The sequence below is a fragment of the Vibrio splendidus genome (genome assembly GCF_024347615.1).
GTDB lineage: Bacteria > Pseudomonadota > Gammaproteobacteria > Enterobacterales > Vibrionaceae > Vibrio > Vibrio splendidus.
In genome coordinates this window covers 1,057,622-1,071,918 of record NZ_AP025509.1, presented here as the reverse complement: position 1 = coordinate 1,071,918, position 14,297 = coordinate 1,057,622, and the positions used below count along the sequence as shown (strand labels likewise).

Here is a 14,297-nt window from a genome sequence, read left to right as displayed (position 1 = left end):
CGAAAAGAGCTATTACGAAAAAAGCTAATGCGTCAAAGCTAAGCGCAGCTTAGAGTCGACATTCTTAATGTGATATCAAATGGACGCTGAATAAGCGTCCATTTTTATTGGCTTCCGTTTGTATTGAGCTTCATTCTTTTATGTCACTCAACCGCCTTAGAATTACGTTATGATGGGGTAGGCTTAGTTTGGACAGTTGAAAGCGAATGGATGATTCACAGCAAAAAACGAATAGTAGAAATACAACGGTAAGAAAAGCAACACGAATTGAAAGCGTCATGAACTCTGCGATGTGGCACCTAACCCAGAGAGATATGACGGAAAGCGAGTTGATTGCGAAGCTAAAAGTGAAAACCGACAATCAAGAATGGATCGATGAAACGTTGAATACTTTGAAAGGCTTTGGGTATCTCAAGTCTGACCAAGTGTTTGCTGAACAATTCGTGGAACAAGCTTTCTCTGGTGAATTTGGTTCTCGATACATTGTCGAAAAATTGAAAAAGAAGGACCTGACGGACTCAGTGATTTCTGATGCAATCCATAAGGTGTCTTTCGAAAAGTCTATTGATGAACAGACCATCCTGATAGACCGCATCAACCATTACTATACAAGTTTTACCATGAGCCGTGAAAAGCTTGTCGCGACCCTGCAAAAGCGTGGTTTTAGCTACCAGCAGGTGAAGGTAGCGATTGACCAGCACACGCAGTCGCATGAACTGAAAAGTAATATTCAAATTAAGGCAGAGAAAGCTGATTTGGAAAAAGAGGTGCTTAAGTATGCTCGTAAAGGCAAAGGCTTGACTGCTATTCAGCAAGAACTTAGACAGCGACAAATCGACACTAGTGAACTGTCATCGCTCATCGACCGATTGATTAATGAAGAGCAGCTAGATTTCTATTCTTCTTGTTTAGAACAGTTGCAGAAGAAGTCTTATGACCTAAACGATCATAAAGAACGCTCCAAGGCTTATGCGATGCTAAGTCGAAAGGGGTTCTCTTCAGATGAAATCAAATTTGCTCTGAGTGAAGGCAACGAATAACAACCAATATTATGCGTAAAGAGTGCACATAGCCTTGTTTTAACGTGTCGTGTGTAGGTTTTCTGTAAGACCTAGGCCATTGCGTAAGGCGAATTGAATCAGGTCATTGTGGCTGTTTAAATCGAGCAATCCAAGCATTCTGTATTTATGCGATTCTATCGTTCGAGAGCTAAGGTGGAGCTGTTCTGCACACTCTTTTGCACTAAACCCTTGAGCAATGAGAGCCAAAACCTTGGTTTGTTTTTTTGTGAGTAATAATAGCTTCTCACTATCATCTGCTAGCCGATTCTCATTTTGCTTTAGTGTCCTAGCTAGCGTTGAGTGCTGCCAATAACAGAGCCAAAGTTCACAGACTAACTTTAAGCGCTGGATGTCTTCGAGGTCAAAGGTGGTTTCGTTGTCGTGAAAGTTAGTGAAAGATAATGCTCCCCAGCGTTGGTTAAACAGCTGCAAAGGAATGATGCAGTGCCATCTTCCCCCTTCTTTATAGATCTTCTTTAACACATAGTTTTTGGTTGAAACGAGTTCGTCACTGGTAAAGGTGAGATATGTTTCATTGGTTTTCAATAGCTTTAGGTAATCAAGGTAGTTACCGCCAACCAAACTTTTCTTATCGACAGGAGGTATGTTTGCTTTGGATACTGAACAAGTTTTCCCGTCTTCAAGTAAGACCATTGAATTCGGGTAAAGCGTTAAACGATCAATCCCGAACCAATCGAGTACGTCAAAGCTTGCTTCTGACCACGTTGTTTGAAAGTTCTTAGGATCGCTATTAATAAGAGAGGTTGATTGTTTCATTAATAGCTGTTCAAAACTTAGGCTTAAAGCAGACACGTTTTTCCTTTCTCGATACATTCATTAGGTCAATACTCAGAAGATATTCGTTCGAGTGGCTCAGTGCAAGATAAGATTCTTATATATATCATAGGTTCTATTTTTAAGTTTTTTATAACTCTTAGTTCTAGATTTTCGAATGATAAGCAGTACATTTACTGCATTAATTGAACGGTGTTTTTTAATAAGATCGGGCATTTCTATAACCGAGTAAACACTGTGATAAGTTTAAGGACGTTACTGTCTATTTCAGTCTCGATGTTGACCTTTTTTCATTCCGTTACACACGCGAATACCTCTCCAATGTTTGTTTACGCGCAATCTCCAATTCATTCAAATGTGCTTTCAACACAACTTCGTTCTGCTCAACCTAACCGAGTGGGGACCATTGAGTTCAAGTCCTCTTTTACCCAAGCCAGTATATGGGCACACACGAGTGCGTATGCTCTCGACTATTATCAAAATCAATCCAATATTGCGATTGAGTGGCAAGCTTCACCTGTCTGGAAAACGGAGCTGGATTACCGAGTTGTGACTGCAAAAGATAATGGTTTAGACAGTTTTGTGATGGGGTTTCATGACCTGTTCCGCATTGGCCAGAATGGTCGCGATCAAGTGGCGGAAGATCAATTCACCATGGGTTTTCACAATGCAGGTATTTATATGTCTGATTTTGAGGGGGATGACTTAACCAACGCTCTGACGTTCTACAATGAACTTCTACTGTATTCTAGAGGGCCAATGTCGCTCTCGGCTGGTGGCTCTTTGTTTTACAACAATGTAAGAAGTGGGCAGTTTGCGAGAACCAGTTTTGAGCAAGGTGTTCAGCTTAACTACAGCTATATCACTCCTAGGCACAGCGTTTTTTCAACCATTGGTCTTGTACATCGAGATAGCGATGTGTATGTCGTTAGTCTTGAAAATTTCAGCGCAAGTTGGGCGATTGGGTATGAGTATCGGCTGAATCAACGCCATAGCTTATTGATTGAGTCTCTCAACTATCAAGGTTGGGCGAGCAATGACCCGGACTTTTCTGAACCTTCTAACGAGGTCGTTTTGGGTTATCGCTACCGCTTAAATCAACTCGTAGTCGAAGCGCTGATGATTGAGAACATCCGTAATATGGATAACAGCACCGATATCGGCTTTACACTCGGATTACGTTTTTCAATATAAACGACACATTAATATATTCTTATTTCATGAAATTCACCAAAGCTATAAAATTTTCAGTAAATTTACGGTATATCAATAACCTGTTTTTTTGAACAATAGCGCCACTCCAAAAGGCCGGACTAACAAGGCCGAATCAATATATAGGTAGTGGTTATCATGAAAAAGACATTAGTAGCACTTGCGATTGCGAGCATTTCAAGTTCAGCTTTCGCTGTAAGCACAAGCAGCCAAAACAGCCAAAACGAAGACATGTTTGCATTCGATTCAATGCACAAAGATCAATTCTCAGTATCAGGCTCTTTCGGTGTTGGTGGTTACTACGACACTGGCTCTAAAGCGTTCTACGATGACTGGGCTACGGGTCTTACTCTTGCCGTAAACTACCGTAACAACCGTATTGTTGGTTATTTCGAAACTGACTTGATGGTGAACTACACGACAGACAACAACGTATCTGCGAACGACGCAGCAACAGCTGGTTGGACAAACGGTATCGATACTGGTCCAGCAACAGATGTAGATAAAGCATGGTTAGGTTTCGATACTGGTTTCGGTATCGCTTCATTCGGTTGGGAAAACGACACAGCACTAGACAAAGTGGATGGCGCTGGCGACAACACTTACGAGTTTGGCGCTTCTGCTGGTGATGCTTCTGACGGCTTCAATGTTGTTAAATTCCAAGGCGCAACAAACGGTATCGCTTACGGTATTTCTTACTTTGAAACTGGTGATGATCATAATGATGCGGATAAAGGCATTAACGGTTACATCGGTTTAGAGCAAGAGGTATTCAACCTATACGCAGGTTATGAAGCTCGTGATGACGATGCTGATTACGAAGTTTACACAGTGACAGGTAACGTGAAGGTTGGTGCTCTTAAACTAGGTATGAACTCTTGGATTGAAGAGAGTGATTCTGCTAAGAACACAGGCTACTACGTTTCAGGTGGTTACACGGTTTCTGAAGACCTAACAATCGCAGCGGGTTATGCATCTAGCAACAATGAACTTGATGGCCAAGCAGATGTAGATGCTTCTTACATCAACATCGCGGCAATGTACCGTATTGCAGACAACGCTGACATGGGTATTGATATCAAGCAAGACTTAGACGGTTATCGTGTGGGCAAAACTAGTGCGCAATACGACGAAGAAACACACGTATTCGCAGCAGCTTACTACTACTTCTAAGAACTTGAACTCTTCAGAGTTTAAGAGCTTCTAAGACATTTGATGGTAATGGTGTAATAGCTTGCCCGGTCGTTACACCATGTTCTCTTCTTTTTGCAGTGTAAGCATCCACCGATTGATATGTGGTTTGTCACTCAAGTGCTACGAGTGGAATTATTATCTGGAGAAATGTAATGATTAAAAGCATTACAGCCAAGGGTGTTATTTATGGAAATGATACCCTGTTTACGTGTAAACCGAATCGTAATGGACTATTTGAATTGGCGCGTAAACATGGAAGAGTCGCAGGTACCCGCCCACAAGATCTCAAGAACAAGGTTTATGCTGAATCTCTTGATGAAGCTTGGAATCTACTCAAAACAGAGAAGTTTTATATTGTTTTGACGGGGCAAGTATTTGGCATTCATCGAAAATCATTGCGAAGTGCTGATTCTGTTGATGTTGAGTTTGATACTGAAACTCGCTCGACATGTGTCACGGCATAGATCCAACGCTGAATATAAAAAGGACGATAAATTATCGTCCTTTTTTCGTTTGAGTTTTTTGGTTTAACCTTGGTTACAGATGATCAGCACCCGCTATCGGCCGTATTGCCCAACGATAAAGTGTTCAAACTCATCACACATCTGATGGTTTGACTTATCATTATTCGCCAACTCGGTGGCCCCATCAACGATCGATATCTTCGCATTCAAATCAGCGACTGGTGATCGTTCTCTTGTCGACAGCTGTTTGATTTTTTGCTCCTCAATAGCCCAAGCTTCTTCTGGCGACAAGTTGCACTCGTCAGCGAGGTATTTGGCATTAAAACCTTCGCCAGTCAGGCTTTGGATTGTCCCATTATGATTCACGCTATTGCCTTGGTGCCAATAGTGCTTAGCTAACAAAGGGCCGATCTCTGGGTTGTCCGTTAAGTAGCCAAACTTATCGGTGAAATATGCACGAGTTTGATACACCGCCATATGAGCCAGCAGGTAACCTTGATACGCGCAAGACGCTTCATCCGACAACAGATGCGGGATCGCCATTAATGGGCGAGGGCTACAAGCTAATCCAAGAATCGTTTTCTCACTGCTACGAGCAAGAGCGGTAATCTTTTCAGGTGTCAGATTTTCATCCGCCAATTCGTAAAGTGCTCGCTCGAAATATGGAACCACTAAAATGCTGCGTTCTTGATAAGCTCTGAAGGGTTGTTTGTTATCGATGATTGCTTTGATTAATTCATCAGGTACTGCTTGGCCATCTGCATTAAGCGCGTATTGTTTGAGCCAATCGGCGTCATTCAACAAGCTGTCACAGAACATGGATTGCGTTTCGGCATAAGCCATTGAGGTGGGTGCAAACTCTTGAGAGAAACAAGGCGCGTTCATCTTAACGTTGGCGAAATGCGCTGCGTGGCCGCCCTCGTGAAATAGCGTGTTGATACCATCATAACCGCTGCCGATTTGGTCGGGTTTGGCGTTGCTCGTGAAGTTAACTTGAGCCGCTACCCAAGTGTCTTGATCGTAGAAAGATGGGATAGGGCCATGGCAGAAACCATTAGGGTACTTACCTTTACGATCAAGCAGATCCAATTTTAATGTCGCTTGAGAGTATTCGATGTTTAGGCGACCAAAAGATTCAATCCAGCGTCGAAGTGACTTTGAGAACGGAACATAAGGATCAAGATCATTCATAACGTCACCTGCAAAAGAGTAGGTAAAGTTATGGGCTTGAAGTGCATTCTCGCCTTTTTGTTCTGCCAAATTGGCTAGGCTTTGCTGATGGCCATCACGCGTGCGTGCTTCGAAGTCATCCAGAATCGTAAACAGTTGTTCTGTCGTCATCTGTTCGGTTTTCAGCACTGAGTAATCAAAGAAGGTTTTAAACCCCAGTGATTGAGCAAATTGGTTACGTTTTTTGATCAGCTCAATAAAGCCGTTAGCCAGCAGCCATTGCTCTAAATCTAATAGTGCTTGATGTGCAGAAAGCCTAACTTGTTCATTACCATTACTTCTAACGGCTGAACCTAAAACGGGCAGTGACCCTTCTGTTTCGTCGCCTGTTTCATTTACGTAAGTCATCACATGGTTTTGTTTTTTCTCAAACAGTTCAGCCTCAAACTTTATGAGTTCGGCTTTAAGCTTCTGTGACTGCTCAGGCTCAATAGCGTGAGATCTAAAGGTCGCTAACCAACCATTCAAGCCTGTTAGCGTACTCTCTTTTTCTAGGGGATCTTGAATTTTATCGATAGCAGCGAGTTGCGTTTCGATAGCAGCAATCTGTTCGGCAGAGCTTAGAAATTCAGTCCACTGAGTCTGCGCGAGTGTCGAGCCATCGTGGTCGTCACTGATCCCCATATATGTATCCCAAAAGAAGTCTTCTTTCGCTTTATGAGTCGCAAGATACTTTTGATTCAATTGATTGAGATAGTTCGTTGCAGTCATGACATTCCTTGAAAATTAACCAGTAATTTCAACATTATGACACATTCATTGAATGTATTTTGTGATGTTGCATATAACGGAATGTAAATTACATGGCTATCAAGGCGTGTTGAACCAATACGGTTTCATCAGTTTGCCGCCAGAAGCTATTCAACGAAATAAAGTAAGGCTATCCCTTGAAGAACCAGCTATTGAAGGTGGGTATAAGTGATTCAAATATCGTGATGTAATCGTGAAGGGTTACGTTATTCGGCGATAGAATTTATCTAGCGGGCATGCATGCCCGTTTTTTTTCGCCTAAAATTTGTGGCTTGAGCGGTTGTTTGTTGATTGGTCACGTATAATGGGCGCTTCATACCGCGCGAATAAGCACAATTAATGAGAACTCTTCCTGTCTTAATCCTACCTTTGTTATTGGTTCTGAATACCCTTTCATTCTCTGCGCAAGCGAGTGAAAGCTGGTGGTTGCGAACGGTATTCAATAGCAGCCCAATTCAACCGAGTTCTCAAAACTATATTAACGATATCGATCTCATGGATTGTGGCGAAGTTGAAGGCACCCTGTTGTGCAGTGACCTCACTCAATATTACGATTTGGATGTTTATGTTGAACTGGAGTTGGGTGACTCAAGCGTAGAGGTGGTTCGCCTTAACCTGCCATATTCGAACTTAAGTTACACAAAGATTCAGGCATACCTTCGTCAAGATGGCTTTGCGCTCAGCTCTATTCGGATTGGCGAGGATGAATTCGATGTCGTCGCTCAACTCGAACAAGCGAAACGTGAGGGCGTTGGTTACGATAAGGTAGATAAACAACTCGTCGAATTCATTAATGCACCACATCATTCCTCTGAGCAAATGAGTTTATGGAATGTGCCTAGTTCTTCCTCATCTTATTCTCGTTCGTCAGCTCCTTGGATTCAGCTACATAGTGATGGTGACAATTTAACGGTTGAACTAAATCGTCTTTAATTGCTTAAATTTATAGATAGTTTCGTCATTCATTAGAGTAAAAAAGCCTTTTGGGAGAGCGGCTGAGGGGCAGACAGCAAGCTATTATTGATTTTAGTGTTCGTTTTTCTGCGGCTCTCACATTTTTTAGTAAGCGTTTACCTTTGCCATTTGTTATACGTTGAGCCTTCGGTAAAACGAGCTTAGGATACGTTCAGTATTGATAAAGGAGACAACCCATGGTTGCAAGAGTAACGACAGCGCCACAAGGCCCAGAACTCTCTGAGTTGGTGCAAGGATACTGGCGTACAGCAGAATGGGGTATGACCCCGCAACAACGCCTGACTTTCCTGAAGCAGCACATTGATCTTGGCATCACAACCGTTGATCACGCGGATATTTACGGTAACTACCAATGTGAAAAGTTGTTTGGTGAAGCATTAGCGCTTGAGCCAAGCCTCCGTGATGATATTCAAATCGTCACCAAGTGCGACATCAACTTGTGTGGTGACCACACTCCAGATCGTAAGATCAATCACTATGACACCAGCGCGCATCATATTTACCAGTCGGTAAATAACTCTCTAGAGCGTCTGGGTGTAACCGAACTTGATGTATTACTGATTCACCGCCCAGATGTACTGATGGATGCGGATGAAGTAGCAGAAGCGTTCGCTGAACTGCATAAGGTCGGCAAAGTTAAGCATTTCGGTGTCTCTAACTTTTCTCCGCGCCAGTTCGACTTATTGCAATCTCGACTAGGTAAGCCACTGGTGACAAACCAAGTTGAAATCAACCCATTGAACTTCGACGTGGCTCATGATGGAACGCTGGATCAACTACAGATGAACCGTATTCGTCCAATGGCGTGGTCTTGTCTAGGCGGCGGTAGCATCTTCAGTGGTGATTCAGCACAAGCGATTCGCGTTCGTGATGAGCTAGAGGCGATTCGTCTAGAAGTGGGTGCAGACAGCATTGACCAAGTGATTTACGCTTGGGTTCGTCGTTTACCATCTAACCCGATCGCGATTATTGGTTCAGGTAAGATTGAACGTGTGAAGACGGCTGTTGATGCGCTGAAAATCGAACTGACTCGCGAGCAATGGTATCGCGTATGGGTCGCATCTAAAGGCCACGGTGTGCCATAGGCAGCGATTCAAAATAGAAGCAAAAGCCAGCTAACAAAGCTGGCTTTTTTGTGTTCGCCTAACATGTTTCTTCAAAACTGTGATTAAGGTGGAATAATTTTCAAAAACACTCATAATGCACTCTGTTTTTCACCAGTTGGATATTTCCATTGAGCACTTCAAAATTCTCTTCAATCGCCCTTAAACCTGAGCTTCTAAACACGTTAGATTCTCTTGGTTATACTGAAATGACGCCTATTCAAGCGTTGAGTCTTCCTACTATTCTGGATGGCAAGGATGTTATCGGTCAGGGTAAAACGGGTTCAGGTAAAACAGCTGCTTTTGGTTTAGGCGTGCTGCAGAACCTACGCGTTAAGCGTTTCCGTGTTCAGTCTTTAGTGTTATGTCCGACTCGTGAGCTTGCAGACCAAGTAGCAAAAGAGATCCGTACTCTTGCTCGTGGCATTCACAATATTAAAGTGCTGACACTATGTGGCGGTATGCCAATGGGCCCACAAATTGGTTCATTAGAGCATGGCGCACACATTCTTGTGGGCACACCTGGTCGTATCCTGGACCACCTAGAGAGAGAGCGTATTGACTTATCTGAGTTGAACACACTTGTGTTAGATGAAGCCGATCGCATGCTGGAAATGGGTTTCCAAGATGCACTAGATGCTGTTATTGAAGCAGCACCAAAAGATCGTCAAACGTTATTGTTCAGTGCAACTTTCCCTAAACAGATTAAATCTGTTGCAGACCGCATCATGAATAACCCTGAAATGGTGAAGGTTGAATCAACGCACGATCACTCAAGCATCCAACAGCACTTTTACAAGGTTGAAGGTACTGAAGCTCGTGATGACGCACTAGAGCTAATGCTTCTTCATCATCAACCAGAGTCAGCGGTTGTGTTTTGTAATACTAAGAAAGAAGTGCAGAACGTAAATGATGAGCTAAGCCACCGTGGTTTCAGTGTTATCGAGCTTCATGGCGACATGGAACAGCGTGAACGTGACCAAGCTTTGGTTCAGTTCTCAAACAAAACCATCTCTATCTTGGTTGCAACCGATGTTGCCGCTCGTGGTCTTGATGTTGATAACCTTGATGCAGTGTTCAACTTTGAGTTGTCTCGCGATCCTGAAGTACACGTGCACCGCATCGGTCGTACTGGTCGTGCAGGAAGCAAAGGGGTCGCAATTAGCTTCTTTAGCGAAAAAGAGATGCACCGTGTTGCTCAAATTGATGAGTACATGGATATGCCAATCGAACCGTCTCAGTTGCCAGCTAAACCAATCGCTAAGCCGTACTACTCAAACATGGTAACCATCCAGATTGATGGTGGTAAGAAAGCGAAACTTCGCGCAGGTGATATCCTTGGTGCGTTGACAGGCCAAGGCGGTATTGATGGTAAGTCAGTAGGTAAGATCAACTTGTTCGCGATGCGCGCTTACGTTGCTGTAGAAAGATCAATGGCTAAGAAAGCACTAGGTAAAATCGAATCAGGTAAAATGAAGGGTCGTCAATTCCGCGCCCGAATTCTGAAGTAATTCGAGATTGTCTCCCTTTACTGCTAAGTCATGCTAGTGATAATGCAGTAAAGGGTGTTCCACAGTCAGTAACGTATCAAACGTTTATTCATCAGGTCTGATCGAATAGAAATCGTTGATATGTCTTCCTTCTCTAAGATACCAAGTCATCGCTTCCTGTCGATTATTAGCGGATATCGTAATTGTGGTTAGTCTTCCATCGTCAAAATAACAAAGCTCGTACTCTAACTCGCTTGTATAATGAGGAGTAGCGGCCATAGCTTACCTCCCAAATACTAATCATTTGAAAATAAATAAACCATTCGTTTATAGGTTTCGTTTACATCAAATGAGCAATAAAAATCAAGTTACATCACTGCCATTAATTATTTTTAGTTTAATCATTTGCCGAAATAGCTAGATTAGCAAGTCTGAGTCTCAATTTATCTCAAAGTTTTTACAGCCACTACTTATTAAGGCTACTTTTATAAGAGCTAGAACGAGCGTTATAAGAACTAGAGCTAACCTCAAAAGGGTGAGTTAATGGATTTGTGGCTTTGCTGAATATCGTGAGAGGGTTAAATGAGAAAGTGTCGATGGTTAGTCTTATTAGTCTGTTTTGTATTCGCTGGTTGCGGGACTAAATTTGCCTACAACAATATAAGCTGGTTTGCGGTTAGCTATATTGAAGACTTTGTTTCTCTATCCAACAGTCAAGAATCAGAGCTCGAAGAGCGCCTCGACTTATTACAGCAATGGCATAAAGAAACCCAACTTCCGCTGTATATGTCGCAACTGCAAGCGATTCAAAACCTAGACCGTTCTGATATGAATTCAGCTTTTATCATTGATCAAAGTGAACAAACTAAAAATCATATTCGCTCAATCGTTAACAAGTTCTCTCCTGATATTTACGCATTAAGTATGCAGCTTACCCCTGAGCAAGATAACGAATTCTTAAAGAACTTTAGAGAAAAGCAGCAAGAATATTACGAAGAAAGATTATCATTGAATGATGAGGATTCGAGAGAACGATATCGAAGTCGAATAGAAGATAGGCTAGAGCGATGGTTAGGGTCGGTATCGAAAGAGCAAAAACAGATTATTTTGACGTGGTCTCAAGAATGGATAAATACTAACGATAGCTGGCGACAATATCAAAATAATACGTATCAAGACCTAACGACACTTATGCAAAAGAAGACCGATTTACATATTGCACAGCCAATTATTATGAAGCTACTTTTGAACAATGAAGATTATTATCCGCAAGAACTGGAGTCTAAGCTTGATAAGAATATGCAAACATCAGCGAAGTTCTTGGTGGATATCGCCGCAGTGAGCAGTGATAAACAATGGGCTTATTTTATGAGTGAGCTAGAAAGCCTCAAGACGACGCTGGTGACACTGCAGGAGTAGGGTAGCTATATTAAGGCTAGTGACTGTTTGCCACTAGCCTTCTACAAGCCCTAAACCGAATGCAGAGAGTTAGCCTCTGTTACTCATCAGCAGCTTTGGAATCGAGCCTTTAGCTGTCTTAGATATTTTTTGCATCAATTGAAAGCTCGGCTGTTGAATACCGTGATCACTTTGCAGTTCATCAATCATCAATAACCATAACCGTACTGTCATTTCTGAATCGGCTAACGCTCTGTGGAAAGTACCGTCGTTGTCGATATTTTTGAAACGCACAAGGTCGCCTAGCTTATGAGTCGGTGCGTCTTGGATTAGACGACGAGCGATCAACATTGAGCAAGCGAACTTGCCTGTGTAGTCTCGGCCAATAAAGTCTAATTCCGCATCGAGAAAGCGCTTATCAAACGACGCATTGTGAGCAACAAGTTGGCTGCCTTGGATAAAGTCTGCAAACTCATCCATCACTTCACTGCAACTGGCCGCTGTGCTTAACATACGGTTACTGATTCCGGTATAGCTTTCAATGAACCCACTGACGCGAAATCCCGGGTTCATGAGCTGCTGGAAGGTGTCGACGACTTTGCCGTTAACTAATTTAACCGCACCGATTTCAATCGCTCGGTCACCCATGTTTGGTGATAAGCCTGTGGTTTCGAAATCGAGAACGATAACGGAGTCTGCGGAGTTTGGAGCCATCGTGTTTCCTAATACTATTTGGTTGTATCGCTTTATATGGGGCGCTTAGTGTTGCTATGGGGCGATCTATTGCGTGGTGTTGTTCTATTGCGTGTTGCTACTGACAGTGAGCTCAGTGTAACCCGTCGAATCGTCATGCTCTCTGTTGAAGGTCAAAGTATCGTAGCGGTGAATAATCAATTCAGCGGTGGTTGCGATAATCGTCCCTTCAAGCAAATGCCCACCAATCACATTTCCATTTTCATCAGCAACGGATATATGAACATGCTGGTGGTTTGGGGTTAGCGTCGCCATAAGTGACACAATTTCGAACGGAGCTATAATTAGCTTGGTGTTGTTTGCATTAGCCAGACGAATATTGAGTTGAGAAACACACCCGACACAAGACGCGACAGAGCCCGCTGAGATATTGTGCGCTGTCACTAGCTTTTGGATCTCAAGCTTTAGGTCTTGGCCTCGGGTTAATCTCGTTGCGATAGGAGTGATCATCTTATTGCCTCAATTTTATTTGTATTTCTAAGAGCAAAACGAAGCCACATTGGGCTTCGTTTTATTTTTTGGCTAATGCGGACTTTCGCATTTTCTAAATCTGAAATTACTCAGGTTGCTGCAGATCTCTTTTCTTTTTAGGCACGAAGTTCAATACAGAGATTGGCACTTCTTTGCGTGGTTCGAAACCTTCAACAACGCGACGCTCAATCAAGTGACCAAGACGTTTTTCGATAATGCACAGGTTCTTGAAGTTGTCTTTCGATAGGAAAGAGATCGCTTCACCAGACGCATCAGCACGGCCTGTACGACCAATACGGTGTACATAGTCATCCGCTGGGAATGGGATGTCGTAGTTGACTACGCGGCTTAGGTTATCGATATCGATACCACGTGCAGCAACACCCGTCGCGACTAAGTATTTTAGACGACCTTTCTTGAAGTCAGCCAAGATTTTTTCACGAATCGCTTGGCTACGTCCACTGTGGAAAGCTTCAGCTTGGATGCCACGCTTTTCAAGTTGAGCAACCAATTTAGCCGCGCCGTGCTTAGTCTCGATAAAGATAAGCGCTTGGTCCCACTCACCGTCAGTGATCATGTGGCTTAAAAGTGCAGACTTACGGTCTTTATCGACTGTAACTAACCATTGTTCGATGTTTGCTTTAGAAGCGTCAGTTTTGGCGATAGAAATCTCTTCTGCTTCACTGATTGCGCTTTTCGCTAGCGCACGAACTGGCGTTGATAGCGTTGCTGAGAACAACAGGTTTTGAATGTTTTGTGGTAAACGTGCGATGATCTTGTTGATGTCTTCAATGAAACCCATGTCTAACATGCGGTCAGCTTCATCTAGAACCAGTACTTCCACTTCATCAAAGTGAACGGCACGTTGTCCGTACATGTCGATCAAACGACCTGGTGTTGCCACAAGAATATCGACACCTTCGATCAAGCGGTCTTTTTGGTGTTGGTAAGACACGCCACCGTACATCGCTAGTGATGTTAGGTTTAGGAACTTCGCGTACTTAGTAATGTTCTGTTCAACCTGAATCGCAAGCTCGCGAGTTGGTGTCAGAATAACAGCACGAATACGTTTTTTACGTTGTGTTTCACCTTTACTTAGCATTTCTAAGATAGGGAGAACAAAGCTCGCAGTTTTACCTGTACCTGTTTGTGCAGCAGCAATTAGGTTCTTACCAGAAAGCACAATCGGAATCGCTTTTTCTTGAATAGAGGTTGGCTTTTCATAGCCTTGTTTTGCAACGGCTTTAACAATAGGTGAGCTTAATCCAAGCTTGGAAAATGGCATAAGTTTCTCGGTATGATTTGGCTAAATAGCGATGGAAAGGTTCAACAATCTTATACAAGGATAAGATTAATGGCGGCATTCTACCATGTTGCTTGTGTACCGCTAGTAACATAGAC

Annotated in this window: 14 protein-coding genes and 1 pseudogene; 9 read left to right on the top strand and 6 right to left on the bottom strand. The window is 42.9% G+C overall.

All coding sequences use genetic code 11. The features are described from left to right. Nucleotides 1–206: 206 nt before the first annotated feature. Nucleotides 207–1,040, top strand: a complete 834-nt coding sequence (locus tag OCU90_RS22010; protein WP_061022052.1) for a RecX family transcriptional regulator — start codon at nucleotides 207–209, stop codon at nucleotides 1,038–1,040. Nucleotides 1,041–1,079: 39 nt separating this feature from the next. On the opposite strand, the gene OCU90_RS22005 is transcribed toward OCU90_RS22010, so the two are convergent. Continuing rightward, on the bottom strand, nucleotides 1,080–1,874 hold the full coding sequence (locus OCU90_RS22005) for a response regulator transcription factor (RefSeq protein ID WP_017077418.1): 795 nt from the start codon (nucleotides 1,872–1,874) through the stop codon (nucleotides 1,080–1,082). A gap of 258 nt (nucleotides 1,875–2,132) precedes the next feature. Between OCU90_RS22005 and OCU90_RS22000 the strand changes: the two genes are divergently transcribed. From OCU90_RS22000 to OCU90_RS21990, 3 genes are all read left to right on the top strand, one after another. Beyond that, the gene (locus OCU90_RS22000) at nucleotides 2,133–3,050 is read left to right on the top strand and encodes a DUF3187 family protein (protein WP_061022049.1); all 918 of its coding nucleotides are present in this window, start codon (nucleotides 2,133–2,135) and stop codon (nucleotides 3,048–3,050) included. A gap of 156 nt (nucleotides 3,051–3,206) precedes the next feature. Continuing rightward, nucleotides 3,207–4,241 carry a porin gene (locus OCU90_RS21995; RefSeq protein WP_061022047.1) on the top strand — a complete coding sequence of 345 codons (1,035 nt, stop codon included), beginning with the start codon at nucleotides 3,207–3,209 and terminating at the stop codon, nucleotides 4,239–4,241. A 173-nt stretch (nucleotides 4,242–4,414) separates the two neighbouring features. Then, nucleotides 4,415–4,726: a hypothetical protein gene (locus OCU90_RS21990; RefSeq protein WP_054541813.1), complete on the top strand. Its 312-nt coding sequence runs from the start codon at nucleotides 4,415–4,417 to the stop codon at nucleotides 4,724–4,726. 93 nt (nucleotides 4,727–4,819) lie between these two features. Here the strand turns inward: OCU90_RS21990 and OCU90_RS21985 are convergent, their stop codons facing one another. Beyond that, nucleotides 4,820–6,667 carry a M3 family metallopeptidase gene (locus tag OCU90_RS21985; RefSeq protein WP_061022046.1) on the bottom strand — a complete coding sequence of 616 codons (1,848 nt, stop codon included), beginning with the start codon at nucleotides 6,665–6,667 and terminating at the stop codon, nucleotides 4,820–4,822. Between the two features lie 97 nt (nucleotides 6,668–6,764). Between OCU90_RS21985 and OCU90_RS21980 the strand changes: the two are divergent. From OCU90_RS21980 to dbpA, 4 genes and pseudogenes are all read left to right on the top strand, one after another. Further along, nucleotides 6,765–6,878 (top strand): annotated as a pseudogene (locus tag OCU90_RS21980) (PstS family phosphate ABC transporter substrate-binding protein); the annotation flags it as partial. Nucleotides 6,879–7,045: 167 nt separating this feature from the next. Then, entirely contained in the window at nucleotides 7,046–7,639 is a 594-nt protein-coding gene (locus OCU90_RS21975) for a hypothetical protein (protein WP_017089870.1), read from the top strand. A gap of 218 nt (nucleotides 7,640–7,857) precedes the next feature. Beyond that, complete coding sequence (locus tag OCU90_RS21970) at nucleotides 7,858–8,766, top strand: aldo/keto reductase (protein WP_017081935.1); 909 nt, start codon at nucleotides 7,858–7,860, stop codon at nucleotides 8,764–8,766. A 149-nt stretch (nucleotides 8,767–8,915) separates the two neighbouring features. Continuing rightward, on the top strand, nucleotides 8,916–10,295 hold the full coding sequence (gene dbpA / locus OCU90_RS21965) for an ATP-dependent RNA helicase DbpA (protein ID WP_004731781.1): 1,380 nt from the start codon (nucleotides 8,916–8,918) through the stop codon (nucleotides 10,293–10,295). 84 nt (nucleotides 10,296–10,379) lie between these two features. Here dbpA and OCU90_RS21960 read toward each other — a convergent pair whose 3' ends face one another. Further along, nucleotides 10,380–10,553: an RNA helicase gene (locus OCU90_RS21960; protein ID WP_081089954.1), complete on the bottom strand. Its 174-nt coding sequence runs from the start codon at nucleotides 10,551–10,553 to the stop codon at nucleotides 10,380–10,382. Between the two features lie 303 nt (nucleotides 10,554–10,856). On the opposite strand from OCU90_RS21960, the gene OCU90_RS21955 reads away from it, so the two are divergent. Further along, on the top strand, nucleotides 10,857–11,693 hold the full coding sequence (locus OCU90_RS21955) for a DUF6279 family lipoprotein (RefSeq protein ID WP_061022044.1): 837 nt from the start codon (nucleotides 10,857–10,859) through the stop codon (nucleotides 11,691–11,693). Between the two features lie 69 nt (nucleotides 11,694–11,762). Here the strand turns inward: OCU90_RS21955 and OCU90_RS21950 are convergent, their stop codons facing one another. The 3 genes from OCU90_RS21950 to OCU90_RS21940 form a co-directional block, all read right to left on the bottom strand. Further along, a complete protein-coding gene (locus OCU90_RS21950) occupies nucleotides 11,763–12,386 on the bottom strand; it encodes a 3'-5' exonuclease (protein ID WP_061022041.1) in 624 nt (207 codons plus the stop codon). An 84-nt stretch (nucleotides 12,387–12,470) separates the two neighbouring features. Beyond that, on the bottom strand, nucleotides 12,471–12,875 hold the full coding sequence (locus OCU90_RS21945; protein ID WP_061022039.1) for a PPC domain-containing DNA-binding protein: 405 nt from the start codon (nucleotides 12,873–12,875) through the stop codon (nucleotides 12,471–12,473). A 106-nt stretch (nucleotides 12,876–12,981) separates the two neighbouring features. After that, nucleotides 12,982–14,181 carry a DEAD/DEAH box helicase gene (locus OCU90_RS21940; RefSeq protein WP_004731773.1) on the bottom strand — a complete coding sequence of 400 codons (1,200 nt, stop codon included), beginning with the start codon at nucleotides 14,179–14,181 and terminating at the stop codon, nucleotides 12,982–12,984. Between the last annotated feature and the right edge of the window lie 116 nt (nucleotides 14,182–14,297).